This window comes from Streptomyces sp. NPDC031100 (genome assembly GCF_055570785.1).
The window spans coordinates 23516-41248 of record NZ_JBVIGN010000001.1; the positions used below are offsets into that span (position 1 = coordinate 23516).

Below are 17733 nucleotides of genomic sequence, written 5' to 3' on the forward strand. Positions count from 1 at the left end.
CGAAAACCTATCGGTAGCGGCCCTTCCGCGGGCAAGCGGGCACCGACAGTGGCGCGAGTGCGACGCTGTCGGATCCCTACAGAAAAGGCTCGTACCGGAGCGAAACCTGTGGTCCGCCGGGCCGCTCCCAGGACATGATCGGATGCGACAGGCCACGACAGCAGGGAGACCTCCGTGCCTCATTCCATCGACGAAGCGTTCACGGCGCTTCCGCTCAGGGCCCTGGCCGACGCCGCGCTCGCCCGTGCGCGTGCGCTCGGGGCCGAGCATGCGGACTTCCGGTTCGAGCGGGTGCGCAGCGCGTCCTGGCGGCTCAGGGACGCCAGGCCCGCCGGGTCGTCGGACACCACCGACCTCGGGTACGCGGTCCGGGTCGTGCACGGCGGTACGTGGGGCTTCGCGTCCGGGGTGGACCTGACCCTGGACGCGGCCGCCAAGGTCGCCTCGCAGGCGGTGGCGATGGCGAAGCTCTCGGCGCAGGTGATCAGGGCGGCGGGATCCGAGGAGCGGGTGGAGCTGGCCGGTGAGCCGGTGCACGCCGAGGAGACATGGGTCTCGTCGTACGAGATCGATCCGTTCTCGGTGCCCGACGAGGAGAAGGCCGCGCTGCTGGCGGAGTGGAGCAATCGGCTGCTGGCGGCGGACGGCGTGAGCCATGTGGACGCCTCGCTGCTCACCGTGCACGAGAACAAGTTCTATGCCGACACCGCGGGCACCGTGACCACCCAGCAGCGGGTGCGGCTGCATCCGGAGCTGACCGCCGTGTCGGTCGACGAGTCGAGCGGCGAGTTCGACTCGATGCGGACCATCGCGCCGCCGGTCGGCCGCGGCTGGGAGTACCTGACCGGGACCGGCTGGGACTGGGACGCCGAGCTGGAGCGCATCCCGGAGCTGCTGGCCGAGAAGATGCGGGCGCCGAGCGTGGAGCCGGGCCTGTACGACCTGGTGGTCGACCCGTCCAACCTGTGGCTGACCATCCACGAGTCCATCGGGCACGCCACCGAGCTGGACCGCGCGCTCGGCTACGAGGCCGCGTACGCCGGCACCTCGTTCGCCACCTTCGACCAGCTGGGCAAGCTGAAGTACGGCTCCGAGCTGATGAACGTCACCGGTGACCGCACCGCCGAGCACGGGCTCGCGACCATCGGCTACGACGACGAAGGCGTCGAGGCGCAGTCCTGGGACCTGGTGAAGGACGGCAGGCTCGTCGGCTACCAGCTGGACCGCAGGATCGCGAAGCTGACCGGGTTCGACCGGTCCAACGGGTGCGCGTACGCCGACTCCCCCGGGCATGTCCCGGTGCAGCGCATGGCCAACGTGTCCCTGCAGCCGGATCCCGCCGGGCTGTCCACCGAGGACCTGATCGGGGGCGTCGACCGGGGCATCTACGTCGTCGGCGACCGGTCCTGGTCGATCGACATGCAGCGGTACAACTTCCAGTTCACCGGGCAGCGCTTCTTCAAGATCGAGAACGGGCGGATCACCGGGCAGCTGAAGGACGTCGCCTACCAGGCCACGACCACCGACTTCTGGGGCTCGATGGCGGCCGTGGGCGGCCCGCAGACCTATGTCCTCGGTGGCGCCTTCAACTGCGGCAAGGCCCAGCCGGGCCAGGTCGCCGCGGTCTCCCACGGGTGCCCCTCCGCCCTCTTCAAGGGCGTCAACATTCTGAACACCACGCAGGAGGCCGGTCGATGAGCGCGCCCACCACCAAGGCGAACAAGCCCCACGAGATCGTCGAGCAGGCGCTCGCGCTCTCCCGGGCCGACGGCTGTGTCGTCATCGCCGACGAGCAGTCCACCGCCAACCTGCGCTGGGCGGGAAACGCGCTCACCACCAACGGCGTCACCCGCAGCCGTACCCTCACCGTGATCGCGACCGTGGACGGGCAGCAGGGCACCGCCTCCGGTGTCGTCTCGCGGTCCGCCGTGACCGCCGAGGAGCTGGAGCCGCTGGTGCGGGCCGCCGAGGAGGCCGCGCGCGGGGCCGGGCCCGCCGAGGACGCCCAGCCGCTGGTCACCGGTGTTCCTGAGTCCCCGGACTTCACGGACGCGCCCGCCGAGACCTCCTCCGTCGTCTTCGCGGACTTCGCCCCCGCGCTCGGCGAGGCCTTCGCACGCGCGCGTGCCGGCGGCCGCGAGCTGTACGGGTTCGCCAACCACGAGATGGTGTCGACGTACCTGGGCACGTCCACCGGGCTGCGCCTCAGGCACGACCAGCCGAGCGGCACGCTGGAGCTGAACGCCAAGTCCCCGGACCGGGTCCGCTCGGCGTGGGCGGGCCGGTCCACGCGGGACTTCAAGGACGTCGACCCGGGCGCCCTGGACGCCGAGCTGGCGGTACGCCTCGGCTGGGCCGAGCGGCGCGTGGAGCTGCCCGCCGGCCGGTACGAGACGCTGCTGCCGCCGACCGCGGTGGCGGACCTGCTCATCTACCAGCTGTGGTCGGCCTCGGGCCGGGACGCGGCCGAGGGCCGGACGGTGTTCTCCACGCCGGGCGGCGGCACCCGTGTCGGCGAGAAGCTGAGCGAGCTGCCGCTGACCCTGCGCAGCGACCCGAACGAGCCGGGCCTGGAGTGCGCGCCGTTCGTGGTCGCCCACTCCTCCGGCGGCGACCAGTCCGTGTTCGACAACGGGCTGCCGGCGCATCCCACCGAGTGGATCGGCGAGGGCGTGCTCAAGCACCTGACCACGACCCGGCACAGCGCGGGCCTGACCGGGCTGCCGGTCGCCCCGGCGATCGGGAACCTGATCCTGGACGGCGGGCAGGACCGCTCCCTGGAGGAGATGGTCGCGGGCACCCAGCGCGGGCTGCTGCTGACCTGCCTGTGGTACATCCGCGAGGTCGACCCGGCGACGCTCCTGCTCACCGGACTGACCCGGGACGGCGTCTACCTCGTGGAGAACGGCGAGGTGACCGGGCAGGTGAACAACTTCCGGTTCAACGAGTCGCCGGTGGACCTGCTCGGCCGGGCCACCGAGGCCGGGCGCACGGAGAAGACGCTGCCGCGCGAGTGGAGCGACTACTTCACCCGGACCGCGATGCCGGCGCTGCGGATCTCCGATTTCAACATGAGCTCTGTCAGTCAGGGCGTATAACCTCGTAGGCGGCTGTCACCCGACTGCCCCAGGATCACCGAGGAGACACGAGAACCGTGACGGACATCGTCGACGAGCTGAAGTGGCGTGGGCTGTTCGCCCTGTCCACCGACGAGGACGCTTTGCGCAAGGCTCTCGCGGACGGTCCCGTCACGTTCTATTGCGGTTTCGACCCGACGGCGCCGTCGCTGCACGTGGGGCATCTGGTGCAGGTGCTCACCGTGCGCCGGCTCCAGCAGGCCGGGCACCGGCCGCTGGCGCTGGTCGGCGGCGCGACGGGCCTGATCGGTGACCCGCGCCCCACCGCCGAGCGCACGCTGAACGACCCGGAGACGGTGGCCGGCTGGGTGGGCAGGCTGCGCGCCCAGATCGAGCCGTTCCTGTCCTTCGAGGGCGAGAACGCGGCCGTCATGGTGAACAACCTCGACTGGACCGCGGGCCTCTCGGCGATCGAGTTCCTGCGGGACATCGGCAAGCACTTCCGCGTCAACAAGATGCTGACGAAAGACTCGGTGGCCCGCCGCCTGGAGTCCGACCAGGGCATCAGCTACACCGAGTTCAGCTACCAGATCCTGCAGGGCATGGACTTCCTGCAGCTGTACCGGCGGTACGGCTGCACGCTCCAGCAGGGCGGCAGCGACCAGTGGGGCAACCTCACGGCCGGTCTCGACCTGATCCACCGGCTGGAGCCGGACGCCGAGGCGCACGCCCTGGCCACCCCGCTGATGACCAAGGCGGACGGCACCAAGTTCGGCAAGACCGAGGGCGGCGCCGTCTGGCTCGACCCGGAGATGACGACGCCGTACGCGTTCTACCAGTTCTGGCTGAACGTGGACGACCGTGACATCTCGAAGTACATGCGGATCCTGTCCTTCAAGTCCCGCGAGGAGCTGGAGGAGCTGGAGGAGCAGACGGCGGAGCGTCCGCAGGCTCGTGCGGCGCAGCGCGCGCTCGCCGAGGAGCTGACGACGCTGGTGCACGGCGCCGACCAGACGGCCGCCGTGATCGCCGCGTCCAAGGCCCTGTTCGGCCAGGGCGAGCTGACGGAGCTGGACGACCGGACGCTGGCGGCCGCGCTGTCCGAGGTGCCGAACATCCAGGTGGCCGAGCTGGGCCCGGTGGTCGACCTGTTCGCCGAGGTCGGGCTGGTGGCCAGCAAGTCCGCTGCGCGGCGCACGGTCAAGGAGGGCGGTGCCTACGTGAACAACGTCAAGGTCACCGCCGAGGACGCCGTCCCGGCCAAGGAGGATCTGCTGCACGGGCGGTGGCTGGTGCTTCGGCGGGGCAAGAAGAATCTTGCTGCAGTGGAGGTCGTTTCCGCGTAGCGCCGTGGGGGGCGTGGGCGGTGTGCGGGGCTGCGGCTTCGTCGTGGTTTCTCGCGCCCCCGCGCCCCTGTCGGGGCGCTCCGGTTCAGGCTTGCTGCTTCCTCTTGCCGAGCGTCGCCATGTAGAGCGTGTCGACGGCGAAGACGATGATGATCGCGGCGACGAGCTGGAAGGCGTGCCGGCTCCAGTCGATGCCCGGGGTCGCCGCGACACCGAAGGCACGGGCGATCGCGTTGCCCGCGATGGCCCCCAGGATGCCGCAGATGGTGGTCAGCCAGAGGGGGCTGTGCTGCTTGCCGGGGATGATCGCCTTCGCGATGAGACCCAGCACGAATCCCACGATGATCGCCCACAACCAGCCCATGGCTGCCTCCTCGTACGGCTCGACGTGAGCATTACGGTCAGTCTGGGTCCGTCCGCCGTACGACGCATGTCGGGTGCGCCCGTACGCGGCGCGGCCGAGGGCATCGGTGCAGGCAGGCGGCGACCCGGTCTCGTGACCGCTGCAGTCGCGGCGTAACGTGGACTTGTTCCGGCCCGGTTCCCCGCGGGGCAGGGACGAAGGAGCGGGCCGGGGAGAGTCCCATGCGGGCGGATGGTGGATGTGATGCGGAAACAGCACGGGGGCAGCGGCCAGGTGTTCCGGATCACCGGTGCCCGGACCGGGCTGGCCGAGGACGTACGGGGGCGGCAGCGGCGCTACGTCATCTCGATGACGATCCGTACCGCCTCGGTGATCCTCGCCGCCACGCTGTGGAACGTGGAACGGTACGTCGCCGTCGTGGCGCTCGTGTTCGGTGCGCTCCTCCCCTATGTCGCCGTGGTGATCGCGAACGCGGGCCGGGAGCGGCCGCCGTCGCTTCCGTCGACCTTCGTCGCCGCGCCGACGCGGCCGATGATCGCGGCGCCGCGCGCGGAGGAGCAGACGGCGCAGGCGGAGTCCGAACGACCCGAAGGGGCGTGACCACGGCGGACGCGGCGGAGGTGGCTGCCGGCCCAGTCAAGCTCAAGAAAAGCTCAGATCAATCGTGTAGTTCCAGTGCCGGGCGATGGGTGACCCGTGACATACTGCGTACGCGCTCCGCATCCCCCGTCGGAGCGACGGACCGACGCCGGGCAGCTCCCCCCGTGGCTGCTCGGCGTCGCCTTGTTTTGCGGGGCTCTGTGAGACGGAACCAGTGACGAAGCTGTGAGTGACGAGACCCCCATCTGCTCCGCCAAGGGCTGCCGTGCCGATGCCGTGTGGGTGCTGGCGTGGAACAACCCGAAGATTCATACGCCGGAACGACGCAAGGCGTGGCTCGCCTGCGAGGAACACCGCGAGCATCTTTCGCAGTTCCTCGGGGTGCGGGGGTTCTTGAAGGACGTGGTGAAGGTCGAGGACTGGCAGGCTCCCGAGGAATCCTGACTAGCCGCCGATTGCCGACATCGGGCGGTCCGGCTGGACGAAAGAAGGATCGTCCAGACCCGCCCCTGCCTTCTTGCCCCACATCGCCAGGCGCCAGATGCGGGCGATCTCCTCGTCGGGGGCGTCGGAGCGCAAGGCGGCTCGGAGGTCGGTCTCCTCGGTGGCGAACAGGCAGGTCCGTATCTGGCCGTCGGCGGTGAGGCGGGTGCGGTCGCAGGCCGCGCAGAACGGGCGGGTGACCGAGGCGATCACGCCGACCCGCTGCGGGCCGCCGTTCACCAGCCAGCGCTCCGCCGGGGCCGAGCCGCGCTCGTCCGCGCCCTCGGGGGTGAGGTCGAAGCGGGTGCGCAGCGACGCCAGGATGTCGCCGGCGGTGACCATGCCCTCGCGCTTCCAGCCGTGCTGGGCGTCCAGGGGCATCTGCTCGATGAAGCGCAGCTCGTACTCGTGCTCCAGTGCCCAGGCCAGCAGGTCCGGGGCCTCGTCCTCGTTCAGGCCCGGCATCAGGACCGAGTTGACCTTGACCGGGGTGAGGCCGGCTTCGCGGGCGGCGAAAAGGCCCTCGATGACGTCCTTGTGGCGGTCGCGGCGGGTGAGGGTCTTGAAGACGTCCGGGCGCAGGGTGTCCAGGGAGACGTTGACCCGGTCCAGGCCCGCCGCCTTCAGGGCGGAGGCGGTGCGCCTGAGACCGATGCCGTTCGTGGTGAGGGACATCTGGGGGCGGGGGGCGAGGGCCGCGACGCGTTCGACGATGCCGACCAGGCCGGGGCGCAGCAGGGGCTCGCCGCCGGTGAAGCGGACCTCCTCGATGCCGAGCAGGCGGACCGCGATGTCGATGAGGCGGACGATCTCGTCGTCCGTGAGGAGGTCGGGCTTGGCCAGCCACTGCAGGCCTTCCTCGGGCATGCAGTAGGTGCAGCGCAGATTGCACCGGTCGGTCAGCGAGACCCTCAGGTCGGTGGCCACACGGCCGTAGGTGTCGATGAGCACGTGGCCCCCTCCCTCGATCCGGAGCGCTTGTCTTCCGTCACTTGCGAGCCTACGTGAGACCACTGACATCGACAGCAGCCCGATCTTACGAGGTACGACGCGGCCGCGTCGTAGGACCGTACAGTCCCGAACGACGCGGCCGTCCGTACGAAGCTCAGTGGGCTCCTGTCCCGGTCAGGGACCGCACCTCCAGTTCCGCGTACTTGCCGGTGTCCGGGGCCTCCTTCGACAGCAGGGTGCCCACGGCGCCCAGCAGGAAGCCGACGGGGATCGAGATGATGCCCGGGTTCTCCAGCGGGAACCAGTGGAAGTCGACGTCGGGGAACATCGAGGTCGGCTTGCCGGAGACCACCGGCGAGAACAGCACCAGGCCGACCGCGGTGACCAGGCCGCCGTAGATCGACCACAGGGCGCCGGAGGTGGTGAACCGCTTCCAGAACAGGCTGTAGAGGATGGTCGGCAGGTTGGCGGAGGCGGCGACCGCGAAGGCGAGGGCGACCAGGCCTGCGACGTTCAGGTCGCGGGAGAGGGCGCCGAGGACGATCGAGACGGCGCCGATGCCGACGGTCGCGTAGCGGGCCGCGTTGATCTCCTGCTTCTCGGTGGCCTGCCCCTTCTTGATGACGTTGGCGTAGATGTCGTGGGCGAAGGAGGAGGACGAGGCCAGGGTCAGGCCCGCGACGACCGCGAGGATCGTGGCGAAGGCGACCGCGGAGATGGTGGCCAGCAGGATCGCGCCCCAGTTGGAGTCCACTCCGCCGAGGTGGAGGGCGAGCAGGGGTGCGGCCGTGTTGCCGGCCTTGTTGGAGGCGATGATCTCGTCCGGTTTGATCAGTGCGGCCGCGCCGAAGCCGAGGGCGAGGGTCATCAGGTAGAAGGCGCCGATCAGGCCGATCGCCCAGATCACGGACTTGCGGGCGGCCTTGGCCGTCGGGACCGTGTAGAAGCGGATCAGGATGTGCGGCAGGCCCGCGGTGCCGAGGACCAGGGCGATGCCGAGCGAGATGAAGTCCAGCTTGGTGGTGCCGGTGGCGCCGTACTTCAGGCCGGGCTCCAGGAACGCCGAGCTCTTGCCGCTGTTGTCGGCGGCCTTGCCCAGCAGGTCCGAGATGTTGAAGTGGAACTTCAGCAGGACCAGGAAGGTCAGCAGCAGGGCGCCCAGGATCAGGAGCACCGCCTTGACCATCTGGACCCAGGTGGTGCCCTTCATGCCGCCGATGGTGACGTACACGATCATCAGGACGCCGACCAGGGCGACGATGCCGATCTTGCCGCCGTCACTGGTGATGCCCAGGAGCAGGGAGACCAGGACGCCCGCGCCGGCCATCTGGGCGAGCAGGTAGAAGATCGACACGACGATCGTGGAGGTGCCGGCGGCCGTGCGGACGGGCCGCTGCCGCATCCGGTAGGCCAGCACGTCGCCCATGGTGTAGCGGCCGGAGTTGCGCAGTGGCTCGGCGACCAGGAGGAGGGCGACGAGCCAGGCGACGAGGAAGCCGATGGAGTAGAGGAAGCCGTCGTAGCCGAAGAGGGCGATGGCGCCGGCGATGCCGAGGAAGGACGCGGCGGACATGTAGTCGCCGGAGACGGCGAGGCCGTTCTGGAAGCCGGTGAACTGGCGGCCGCCGGCGTAGAAGTCGGACGCGTCCTTGGTCTGCCGGCCCGCCCAGACGGTGATGACGAGGGTCGCGGCGACGAACACCGCGAACAGGGTGATGATCAGCGGTCGGTGTTCGCTCGCCTCGCCGGCGGCGAGCAGGGTGTGCTGCGCGGGGCTCATGCTCCGCCCTCCATCCGGGACTTGATGGCCTCGGCCTTGGGGTCGAGCTCGGCGGCGGCGTGCCGCGCGTACCACCAGGCGATGAGGAACGTGGTGAGGAACTGGGCGAGGCCCAGGACCAGGGCCACGTTGATGTCGCCGACGACCTTGGTGCCCATGAAGCCGCCCGCGTAGTTGGAGAGCAGGACGTACAGCAGGTACCAGGCGATGAAGGCGATCGTCAGGGGGAAGGCGAAGGAGCGGTGGGCGCGGCGCAGTTCACCGAACTCCGCGCTCTGCTGCACCTCGACGAACTCCTCGGTGGAGGGAAGGTGGGCTTGGGGTTTCGCGGGTGGCGGTGTCTCGGTAGCCACGGAGTCTCCTCGCGTCACGGACATGCGCTGTCTGGCCTCACAGGGACGGGATCACATTACAGGGAGTCACCGACAGACTCCCCTGCGTGATTCCGGCAGGGCCACGATCCTCACGGGCCCTCTGTCCACGGTCACGGCGCCACGCGCGGAGCGGTTCAAGCCCGCCTGGCTCTTTCGGAGATCAGTCCCGAGAGATAGCTTCGCCCTGCACCACCCGTCATGTACCTGCCCGAACAGCACCTGCGTCTCGGGCTGTCTCGTATCCGGATGATGTGGAGATCCCATGGCTCATCTGCGCTCCAGACGTCGGCTCGCGCTCGCCGTGCCGGTCGTGCTGTCACTGACCGCCTCGCTCGGTTTCCTTCCGTCGGCGGCCTCGGCGGCGACCCCGGCGGCCACGGCGGCGCGGGCGGCGGACGGCCCCAACCTCGCGTATGTGGTCAACACCAGGACGGACCACCACACGATCGAGTCGGTGCAGCAGGAGATCACGCGCAACGGCGGCACCATCGTGGCGAGTTACGACCGGATCGGTGTGATCGTCGCCCACTCCGCCAACCCCGACTTCGGCGCGCAGATGCGTGCCGTACGCGGTGTGCAGTCGGCAGGCGCCACGCGTACCGCTCCGCTGACGGCGGCGGGCACGACCGACGAGGGCGCGGTGCAGGTCCTGTCGAAGGCGGAGGCCACGAAGATCGCCCAGGGCGCGACGGCGGGCGAGGAACCCCTTGAGGCCGACCAGTGGGACCTGCGGGCGATCGGCGCCGACAGGGCCGCCACGATCGACCCGGGCAGCAGGAACGTGACCGTCGGGGTGATCGACACCGGCGTCGACGACACCCACCCGGACATCGCCCCGAACTTCTCCGCTTCCCAGTCGGCGAACTGTGTGAGCGGCAAGGCGGACACGACCTACGGCGCCTGGCGGCCGGTGGACGCCAGCCACTACCACGGCACGCATGTGGCGGGCGAGATCGCCGCGGCCCGCAACGGCATAGGCGTGGCGGGTGTGGCGCCGGGTGTGAAGGTCGCGAGCATCACCGTGTCCCAGCCGGACGCGACCTCGCTGTTCTACCCCGAAAGCGTGGTCTGCGCCTTCGTGTTCGCCGCGGACCACGGCATCGAGATCACCAACAACAGCTACTACGTTGACCCGTGGCTGTACAACTGCATGGACGATCCCGATCAACGTGCCATCGTTGACGCGGTCAACAGGGCCCAGCTGTATGCACAGCGCAAGGGCACGCTCAATGTGGCATCGGCCGGCAACTCCAACCACGACCTCGACGCGGACTCGATCGTGGACACCTCCAGCCCGGACGACTCCACGGCCGTGTCGCGGACGGTCGACCCGCACGAGTGCTTCGACGTGCCGACCCAGTTGCCCGGCGTGGTGACCGTGAGCGCGGTGGGCGTCAAGGGTGCCAAGTCGTACTACTCCAGCTACGGCCAAGGCGTCGTGGACGTGGCGGGCCCGGGTGGCGACAAGTACCAGATCCCGGACACGCCGTCGAAGAACGGCCGCATCCTGTCCACGCTGCCGAACAACCAGTACGGCTTCCTCCAGGGCACGTCGATGGCGTCCCCGCACGTGGCCGCCGTGGCCGCGCTGCTGAAGTCGGCCCACCCGTACGCCACCCCCGCCCAGCTGCAGGCCCTCCTGAAGGCCCAGGCGGACAACCCGGGCTGCCCGGCCGACCCCTACGACGGCAACGGCGACGGCGTCGTGGACGCGACCTGCGTCGGCGGCAAGCGCGTCAACGGCTTCTACGGCTTCGGCGTCGTCAACGCGCTGCGCGCTGTCCAGTAGGCGTCCATATATTGATTCAGTCAATACTGCATAGTGCAGTCATGACTGACATCAAGTACGCATGGTCCGTCCTGGGCGGCCGTCCCGGCCCTGCCGAACGGGTCACCACCGTGGTGCGGGAGGGCGCGCTTCCGGCGCGCCTCCCCGTACGGCGGCTGGCGCGCGCGTGCGTCGGCGCGTGCGCGCTGGCCGCCGCCGAGCTGGGGGCGCGGCGGGCGGGGCTCGCCGAGGTGCCGGAGGTCCGGGTCGACGACGGTGCGGTCGCCGCCGCATTCCACAGCGAACGGCTGCTTCAGGTCGACGGGCGTGCGCCGGTCGTCTTCGCACCGCTGTCGCGGTTCTGGCCGACGGCCGACGGCTGGGTGCGCACGCACGCCAACTACCCGCACCACCGGGCCCGGTTGCTCGGCGCACTGGGCCTGCCGGCGAACGCCTCGGTGGAGGAGGTGGCCGGCCGGCTCGCCGAGCGCTCCGCCCTGGAGGTGGAGGAGGCGGTGTACGGCGCCGGAGGCCTCGCCGTGGCCCTGCGCACCCCGCAGGAGTGGGCGGCGCACGCGCAGGCCGCCGAGGTGGCCGCTCGGCCCCTGGTCGAGCGGGAGCGGCTGGACCCGGCGCCCGCGCGCGTACTCCCTCCGCTCGATCCGGCCGCCGCTCCCCTGCTGCCGGCCGCCGGGCTCCGCGTGCTCGACCTGACCCGGGTGCTGGCCGGTCCGGTCGCCACCCGGACGCTGGCCCTGCTCGGCGCGGACGTCCTGCGCGTGGACGCCCCGCAGCTGCCCGAACTCGCCGACCAGCACACGGACACGGGCTTCGGGAAGCGGTCGGCGACCCTCGACCTCGCCACCGACCGGGACACCTTCGAGGAGCTGCTGGCCGCGGCGGACGTCGTGGTCACCGGCTACCGGCCGGGTGCCCTGGACCGGTTCGGGCTCTCCCCGCAGGCGCTGGCCGAGCGGCGCCCCGGCCTGGTCGTGGCGCAGGTCTCGGCATGGGGCGCGTACGGGTCCTGGGGCGGGCGGCGCGGCTTCGACAGCCTGGTGCAGGCAGCGACGGGCATCGCGGTGACCGAGGGCTCGGCCGGGCAGCCCGGTGCACTGCCCGCGCAGGCCCTGGACCACGGCACCGGCTATCTGCTGGCGGCGGCCGTACTGCGGGCGCTGACCGAGCAGTCGTACGACGGATCCGGTCGGCTCGTCCGGCTGGCGCTCGCCCGGACCGCGCTCTGGCTGACCGACGGGATCCGACCCGACTCGGCCGTGGGAGGCGCCGCGTACGAGGGCCCCAACGCCTGGCTGGCTGAGACGGACAGCGCCCTCGGCCGACTGCGGCACGCCCTGCCACCGGTGTGCTTCGCGGGCGGCCCCGCCCACTGGGTACGGCCTCCGGTGCCATGGGGTTCGGGCCCGGCCGCCTGGAAGTGAGCGCGCGGGCGACCGGAAGCGTACGAATGGGTGGAATGCCGTAGCGTCAGCTGTTTTCCTTGAGTTGCCCTGCTCTGCGACGGCTGGTGAGGATCACGGGTGACCTTGACACGACCGACCGCCGAGGCCGCCGACGGGGACGACCCGGCCCGGCGCTCCGGCATCGGCCGGGCCGTCGCCGTCGTGGTCCTGGTGGCCCTGGCCGCCCTGATCCCGCTGTTCGGGCCTCCCGCCGCGCTGCACGGCAGCGGGGAGGCCGCCGCGCCCGGCGTGGGTGGCATCGCGCTGCTGCGCGGGGTGCTGTTCGCCGCCCTGTGCGTCCCGCTCGGCGAGCTGTTCGTGCTCCGGCTCGCCCGGCACCTGCCCGGTGCCCCGCCCGAACGGCCGTGCAGCTGGGCTCTGTTGGCGGCCTGCACGGGCTTCGTGGCCGCGCTGGCCCTCGCCTCGGTGGTCTCCACCGGCAACCTGGTCCCGCACAGCCTCGGCCAGATCGACGTCGGCGCCCTGTACGACTCCCGCGACGGCAAGCTGGCTCTGGTGGAGGTCAACGCCTTCCTGCTGACGGCGGTGTGCGCGCTCGCGCGTCGCCCGGCGGCCCAGGTGTGGCCGCCGGCCGCGGTGGTGGTCGCGGAGGCGCTGCGCGCACACCCCGCGACCGAACACAACCCGCTGGTCGGCTCGGGTCTGACGCTGGTGCACCTGACCTGCGCGGCCCTGTGGGCGGGCGGACTGCTGCACGCGCTGCGGACCCTCAGGCTGTGGCGCGGCGACGCGGCCGGGGCCGCGCTGCTGGGGCTCTACGCGCGCGTGGCCGCGGTTCTGCTCGCGGCCCTCACGGCGACAGGCGTGTGCAGCGCACTGCGGCGCATGCCGGCGGCCACGATCCTGGACCAGCTGACGACGACGGCGTACGGACGCACCCTGCTGGCCAAGGTGATCCTGGTCGCCGTCGTCGCCGTGCTCGCCCTGTGGGCACGGATCCGGCTGAGCCGGGCGGCCGACCCGCTGACCGCGTACGCCCCCGCGCGGGCCGAGGTGATCGCCCTGGGTGCGGTGGTCGCGGTCTCGGGTCTGCTCACGGCACTGCCGCTGCCGATCCGCTGGTCCTGATCAAGTGTGGACAGTGACGTTGATTCAGCGATGTTGACGCAGCCGTCGTTGATTCAGTCGTTGGTGACCAGCACCTTGAGGGCGGTGCGCTCGTCCATCGCCTTGTAGCCGTCCGGTACCCCCTCGATGCCGACGGTCATGTCGAAGACCGGCGAGGGGTCGATCGTGCCGTCCAGGACGTCCGGCAGCAGGTCGGGGATGTAGGCGCGGACCGGCGCGACACCGCCGCGCAGGGCGATGTTCCGGTCGAACATGACGCCGAGGTCCGGCCGGTGCCTCCCCCAGTGCCTGAACGGCCTGGGGGCACCCCCAGCCGTGGGGCACGCCCACGAAGCCGATGGCGCCGCCGTCGCGGGTGATGTTCACGGCCGTCCGCATGGACTGCTCGGTGCCGACGGCCTCGACGACGGCGTGCGCGCCCTGGCCGCGGGTGAGGGCGCGGACGGCCTCGACGGCCGCGTCCCCGCGCTCGGCGACGACGTCGGTGGCGCCGAAGCGGCGCGCGATGTCGGTGCGGACCTCGTGGCGGCCCAGCGCGATGATCCTCCCCCAGTCTCGGCTTCGCTCGACCGGGGGCACCCCCATGGCGCCCAGCCGCTTGGCGGCCGGCACCGCGCACAGGCCCACCGCGCCGTCGCCGACCACGCCGACCACGGCGACCGTGGCGCCCGGGCGGGCGCCCGCGCCGAGGGCGGCGTGGTGGCCGGTGCCGAGCACGTCGGAGAGGCCCAGCAGGGCGGACAGCAGGTGGTCGTCGGAGGCCGCCTCCTTCGGCAGCTGGACGAGGGTGCCGTCGGCGAACGGCACGCGCACGGCCTCGCCCTGGCCGCCGTCGTAGCCGACGGAGCCCCAGAAGCCGCCGTGCTCGCAGGACGTCGTCAGGCCCTCGCGGCAGTAGTCGCAGACGCCGTCGGACCACATGAAGGGCGCGACCACCAGGTCACCGCGGCGGACGGCCGACACCTCGGAGCCGGTCTCCTCGACCACGCCGAGGAACTCGCGCCCGATGCTCCCCCAGTGCCTTAAGGGCCTGGGGGCACCCCCAGCCCCGGCTGCCGATCCGCCTCGCCCCGGTACGCCCACAGGTCGCTGCCGCAGATGCAGGCGCGCCGGCGGTGCGCCCGGGGGGCGAGCGCACTTCACGGTACGTCGTGGCTGCCGCGGGCCGCGCGGCCAGGGTGCTGGTCCGCTACACCCCCACCGCGCCCAGCAGCGTCCCCGCCACGTACGTCACCCCCATGGCCAGTGCCCCGCCCGCCACGTTCCGCAGCACCGCGGGTTTCGGGTCGGCCGCTCCCAGCCGGGCGCTGCTCCACCCGGTGAGCACGAGCGCGGCCAGCACGGACGCCACTGTGAGCGGAAGCCGCCGGTCGGCCGGGGGCAGCACCATGGCCAGCAGGGGCAGCAGTGCGCCCACCGTGAAGGACAGGAAGCTCGCCCAGGCCGCGTGCCAGGGGTTGGTCAGCTCGTCCGGGTTGATGCCCAGCTCCACGCGCGCGTGGGCCTTCAGCGCGTCTCGGGCGCTGAGCTGCTCGGCGGCTTCCCGGGCGACCTCCTGGGTCAGCCCGCGCCGCTGGAGGAGCTCGGTCAGCTCCTCCAGCTCCTGCTCGGGCTGTTCGCGCAGCTCCCGCCGCTCGAGGGCCAGTGCGGCCATCTCCGAGTCACGCTGGGTCGACACCGACACGTACTCCCCCGCCGCCATGGACATCGATCCGGCGAGCAGGCCGGCCAGACCGGCGGTGAGCAGGGCGGAGCGGGAGTCCGTGGCACCGGCCACGCCGACGACGAGTCCGGCGGTGGACACGATGCCGTCGTTCGACCCGAGGACGGCCGCCCGCAGCCAGTTCAGGCGGGAGCCCAGCGCACCGCCGTGCGCCTCGTCATGGGTTGGTTCCGTCACAGCAGGGAGGATCGCACCCCGGCCGTCACCAGACCCGTACCGACGCTCCCCGCGCGAACACCGGGCTGGTGGCGTCCGTCGGCGGCTCCTCCAGGGGCTCGGCGATCTCCTCGACCGTCGGGCCCACCTTCGCCGCGATGGGGTCCAGGAGGTCCAGGTCGAAGCCGTAGACGCGGGCCGCGTTGCCGCCGAGCATGGCCGCCAGCTCCGCGCGCGGGACGCCCGGGCAGGCGAACCGCAGGCCCTCGCGGGTGTACGGGTAGGTGCCCTCGTCGTGCGGGTAGTCGCTGCCCCACATGATCTTGTCGATGCCGATGCGGTCGCGCAGCGGGACCTCGTGCGGGCGCATGAAGCTCGCGCCGACGTAGCAGTGGTCGCGCCAGACCTGCGACGGCGCCTCGCCCATGCCCTCGGCCAGGCCGGCGCCGAACCTGGCCTCGGCGGTGTCGGCCGTCGAGGCCGTCGAGACCAGGCGGCCGTGGTAGTAGTCCAGCATGTCGAGGACGCCCGGGATCCAGCCGGAGCCCTGCTCGGTGAGCACCAGCTTCAGCCCCGGGTGCCGACGGAAGACGCCGCCGAAGACCAGGTGCCACAGCGCGCGGTGGGAGAACCAGGTCGTCTCGACCATGAAGACCGCGCGGGCGGCCGGTTCGTCGCCGAGCGGCGGGGAGGCGGAGCCCGCGTGGTGGTTGACGGGGACGCCGAGTTCCGCGCAGACGGCCCAGATCGGGTCGTACGTGCGCGAGTACAGCTCGGGCAGGCCCGAGCCCGGCGGGGTGCCGGGCAGCATCAGGCCGCCCTTGAGGCCCGCCGAGGCGGCCCGCCTGATCTCCTTGACGGCCTCCTCGACGTCGCCGAGGAGGATCTGGAAGACGCCGGCCCGGCGGCCCGGCGCGGCCGCGCAGAAGTCCGCCAGCCAGCGGTTGTGGGCGCGCAGGCCCGCCCAGCGCCGTTCGAGGTCCTCGGCGGTCTGCGGCTGCGTCATCAACGAACTCGACGGGAAGAACGGCGGGATGGTGTTCGGGAAGATCACCTCCGCGACGATCCCGTCCGCCTCCAGCTCCGAAAGGCGCCGCTCGGAGTTCCAGTTGCGGTCGGCCGTGTCGGCGAGCAGGTCCTCGTGCGGGTTGACGTAGGTGGCCGCCCAGACGTCGAACTCGTCGTGGTAGCGCTTCTCCAGGTACGGCTTGTAGTCGAGGAGATCGGCTCCCGCATGGCAGTCGGCGGAGATCACCGTGTACCGGTCGCTCACTGCGTCACCCCCAGCGTCGGGAAGTCGTGGTCGGTCAGCCAGTGCCGGCCCACCTCGCGCGAGCGCGCCCAGGAGGCCTCCACGGCCGCCTGGTCGGCCGGCTGGCCGAGGTCGGCGGGGGTGGGGCCGATGCGCTCGGCCAGAGGCGTCAGCCGTGGTACGTCGAAGCCGAAGACCTCCGCCGCGGCCAGGCCCAGCATCCGGCGGGTCTCGCTCACCGGGATGTCGTGGAAGGTGCGCCGCAGCCACGCGCGCGTGTCGGGCCAGGTGCCCTCGGGATGCGGGAAGTCGCTGCCCCAGAGGATGTTGTCGACACCGATCTCGTACCGCTGGGCCAGTTCGCGCCGCTTGGTGTTGGTGGCGCAGACGAAGATCTGCCGGTCGAGGTACTCGTGCGGCGGGCGCTTCAGCTCCTGGAACGGGGAGAGCTTCTTGCCCCCGTGCGCGCCGAGGTAGAGGCGGTCCATGAACCACAGCAGGTTCGGCAGCCACCAGCAGCCCGACTCCGCGACCCCGAACCGCAGTCCCGGATGGCGTTCGAACACCCCGGACCAGAGCAGGAACCACAGCGGCCGGGCCGGCCACCAGGTCACTTCGCTGACGTAGATGCCGAGGTGGTCGCCGTACTCCTCGCGCGGGGCCGTGCCGGAGTGGGTGAGCACGGGCATCCCGCACTCGGCGGCGGCCGCCCACACCGGGTCGTAGCGGCGGTCGTGGTACGGCTCCCGGCCGGCCCACAGGGCGGGGATCATCAGGGCGCCGAGGCCGGACTCCTTGGCGCGGTACACCTCGGCGACCACCCTGTCGGTCTCCCCGGTGACCGGCAACAGAGCCACTCCGCAGTGCCGTTCGGGGTGCTCGGACACGAACTCCGCGAGCCAGCGGTTGTGCGCCTGGGCGCCCGCCATGCCGAGCTGCGGATCGTGGTCGCCGGAGAGGCCGAGGCCCACACCGAAGGGCGCGGCGGTCTGGCTGTCCACGGCGTCGGCGTCCGGGAAGACGACCTCGGCGGCCACGCCGTCCCCGTCCAGCTCCTTCAGGCGCTGAGCAGCGTCCCAGCCGCCGCGCAGGCCCTCCTCGTTGTCCTGGAACCACTGGGCCGCGAACGCCTCGTTGCGGATGCCGAGGCGGGTCATCTCCGCGCGGCGCCGGTCGCGGCCCGCGAGGAACTCGTCGAAGTCCCGGTGGAAACGGGACTCCAGGTAGGGCCGGTACTGCTCGGTGGGCAGCCCGGCATGGCAGTCGGAAGAGATGATCAGGTACGGGTCCTGGCCGGTCACAACCGC

The 17733-nt window shown here is 71.5% G+C and carries 15 protein-coding genes and 1 pseudogene; 8 read left to right on the forward strand and 8 right to left on the reverse strand.

The window, feature by feature from the left end; genetic code table 11:
* Positions 1 to 174 precede the first annotated feature (174 nt).
* From ACZ5DS_RS00130 to tyrS, 3 genes are read left to right on the forward strand one after another with little or no spacing between them, the layout of a single operon-like run.
* The gene (locus tag ACZ5DS_RS00130; RefSeq protein WP_468232411.1) at positions 175 to 1698 is read left to right on the forward strand and encodes a TldD/PmbA family protein; all 1524 of its coding nucleotides are present in this window, start codon (positions 175 to 177) and stop codon (positions 1696 to 1698) included.
* Positions 1695 to 3098, forward strand: coding sequence for a metallopeptidase TldD-related protein (locus ACZ5DS_RS00135; protein ID WP_468232412.1), 1404 nt, complete (start codon positions 1695 to 1697; stop codon positions 3096 to 3098). The genes ACZ5DS_RS00130 and ACZ5DS_RS00135 overlap by 4 nt, the downstream gene beginning before the upstream one ends.
* Positions 3099 to 3154: 56 nt before the next feature.
* Positions 3155 to 4423 carry a tyrosine--tRNA ligase gene (gene tyrS, locus ACZ5DS_RS00140; RefSeq protein ID WP_468232413.1) on the forward strand — a complete coding sequence of 423 codons (1269 nt, stop codon included), beginning with the start codon at positions 3155 to 3157 and terminating at the stop codon, positions 4421 to 4423.
* A gap of 85 nt (positions 4424 to 4508) precedes the next feature.
* On the opposite strand, the gene ACZ5DS_RS00145 is transcribed toward tyrS, so the two are convergent.
* Positions 4509 to 4787 carry a GlsB/YeaQ/YmgE family stress response membrane protein gene (locus tag ACZ5DS_RS00145; protein WP_468232415.1) on the reverse strand — a complete coding sequence of 93 codons (279 nt, stop codon included), beginning with the start codon at positions 4785 to 4787 and terminating at the stop codon, positions 4509 to 4511.
* A gap of 243 nt (positions 4788 to 5030) precedes the next feature.
* Here ACZ5DS_RS00145 and ACZ5DS_RS00150 point away from each other — a divergent pair, with 243 nt between their 5' ends.
* Both ACZ5DS_RS00150 and ACZ5DS_RS00155 read left to right on the forward strand, forming a co-directional pair.
* Positions 5031 to 5387 carry a DUF3099 domain-containing protein gene (locus tag ACZ5DS_RS00150; protein WP_468232417.1) on the forward strand — a complete coding sequence of 119 codons (357 nt, stop codon included), beginning with the start codon at positions 5031 to 5033 and terminating at the stop codon, positions 5385 to 5387.
* A 225-nt stretch (positions 5388 to 5612) separates the two neighbouring features.
* A complete protein-coding gene (locus ACZ5DS_RS00155) occupies positions 5613 to 5831 on the forward strand; it encodes a hypothetical protein (RefSeq protein WP_468232419.1) in 219 nt (72 codons plus the stop codon).
* Here ACZ5DS_RS00155 and moaA read toward each other — a convergent pair whose 3' ends face one another.
* From moaA to ACZ5DS_RS00170, 3 genes are all read right to left on the reverse strand, one after another.
* Positions 5832 to 6821: a GTP 3',8-cyclase MoaA gene (gene moaA / locus ACZ5DS_RS00160; RefSeq protein WP_468232421.1), complete on the reverse strand. Its 990-nt coding sequence runs from the start codon at positions 6819 to 6821 to the stop codon at positions 5832 to 5834.
* A 154-nt stretch (positions 6822 to 6975) separates the two neighbouring features.
* Positions 6976 to 8601 carry a solute symporter family protein gene (locus tag ACZ5DS_RS00165; RefSeq protein ID WP_468232422.1) on the reverse strand — a complete coding sequence of 542 codons (1626 nt, stop codon included), beginning with the start codon at positions 8599 to 8601 and terminating at the stop codon, positions 6976 to 6978.
* Positions 8598 to 8954, reverse strand: coding sequence for a DUF485 domain-containing protein (locus ACZ5DS_RS00170; protein ID WP_468232423.1), 357 nt, complete (start codon positions 8952 to 8954; stop codon positions 8598 to 8600). Before ACZ5DS_RS00170 ends, ACZ5DS_RS00165 begins: the two co-directional genes overlap by 4 nt.
* A gap of 283 nt (positions 8955 to 9237) precedes the next feature.
* Here ACZ5DS_RS00170 and ACZ5DS_RS00175 point away from each other — a divergent pair, with 283 nt between their 5' ends.
* The 3 genes from ACZ5DS_RS00175 to ACZ5DS_RS00185 all read left to right on the forward strand — a co-directional run bounded on the left by ACZ5DS_RS00175 (position 9238) and on the right by ACZ5DS_RS00185 (position 13295).
* Positions 9238 to 10764: a S8 family peptidase gene (locus ACZ5DS_RS00175; protein WP_468232425.1), complete on the forward strand. Its 1527-nt coding sequence runs from the start codon at positions 9238 to 9240 to the stop codon at positions 10762 to 10764.
* A 41-nt stretch (positions 10765 to 10805) separates the two neighbouring features.
* Positions 10806 to 12185, forward strand: coding sequence for a CoA transferase (locus tag ACZ5DS_RS00180; protein WP_468232427.1), 1380 nt, complete (start codon positions 10806 to 10808; stop codon positions 12183 to 12185).
* Positions 12186 to 12284: 99 nt separating this feature from the next.
* Positions 12285 to 13295, forward strand: coding sequence for a CopD family protein (locus ACZ5DS_RS00185; RefSeq protein ID WP_468232429.1), 1011 nt, complete (start codon positions 12285 to 12287; stop codon positions 13293 to 13295).
* A 53-nt stretch (positions 13296 to 13348) separates the two neighbouring features.
* Here the strand turns inward: ACZ5DS_RS00185 and ACZ5DS_RS00190 are convergent.
* From ACZ5DS_RS00190 to ACZ5DS_RS00205, 4 genes and pseudogenes are all read right to left on the reverse strand, one after another.
* Positions 13349 to 14404: pseudogene (locus ACZ5DS_RS00190) on the reverse strand (zinc-binding dehydrogenase); the annotation flags it as partial.
* A gap of 80 nt (positions 14405 to 14484) precedes the next feature.
* Positions 14485 to 15195: a VIT1/CCC1 transporter family protein gene (locus ACZ5DS_RS00195; protein ID WP_468232430.1), complete on the reverse strand. Its 711-nt coding sequence runs from the start codon at positions 15193 to 15195 to the stop codon at positions 14485 to 14487.
* Between the two features lie 25 nt (positions 15196 to 15220).
* Positions 15221 to 16447, reverse strand: coding sequence for an amidohydrolase family protein (locus ACZ5DS_RS00200; RefSeq protein WP_468232431.1), 1227 nt, complete (start codon positions 16445 to 16447; stop codon positions 15221 to 15223).
* Complete coding sequence (locus ACZ5DS_RS00205; protein ID WP_468232432.1) at positions 16444 to 17727, reverse strand: amidohydrolase family protein; 1284 nt, start codon at positions 17725 to 17727, stop codon at positions 16444 to 16446. The genes ACZ5DS_RS00200 and ACZ5DS_RS00205 overlap by 4 nt, the downstream gene beginning before the upstream one ends.
* Between the last annotated feature and the right edge of the window lie 6 nt (positions 17728 to 17733).

Bases quoted from the DNA above. Each gene is read 5' to 3' on its own strand.
- ACZ5DS_RS00145 (WP_468232415.1), bottom strand. From the start codon at position 4,787: ATGGGCTGGTTGTGGGCGATCATCGTGGGATTCGTGCTGGGTCTCATC.
- ACZ5DS_RS00150 (WP_468232417.1), top strand. From the start codon at position 5,031: ATGCGGAAACAGCACGGGGGCAGCGGCCAGGTGTTCCGGATCACCGGT.
- ACZ5DS_RS00180 (WP_468232427.1), top strand. From the start codon at position 10,806: ATGACTGACATCAAGTACGCATGGTCCGTCCTGGGCGGCCGTCCCGGC.
- ACZ5DS_RS00165 (WP_468232422.1), bottom strand. From the start codon at position 8,601: ATGAGCCCCGCGCAGCACACCCTGCTCGCCGCCGGCGAGGCGAGCGAA.
- ACZ5DS_RS00175 (WP_468232425.1), top strand. From the start codon at position 9,238: ATGGCTCATCTGCGCTCCAGACGTCGGCTCGCGCTCGCCGTGCCGGTC.
- ACZ5DS_RS00135 (WP_468232412.1), top strand. From the start codon at position 1,695: ATGAGCGCGCCCACCACCAAGGCGAACAAGCCCCACGAGATCGTCGAG.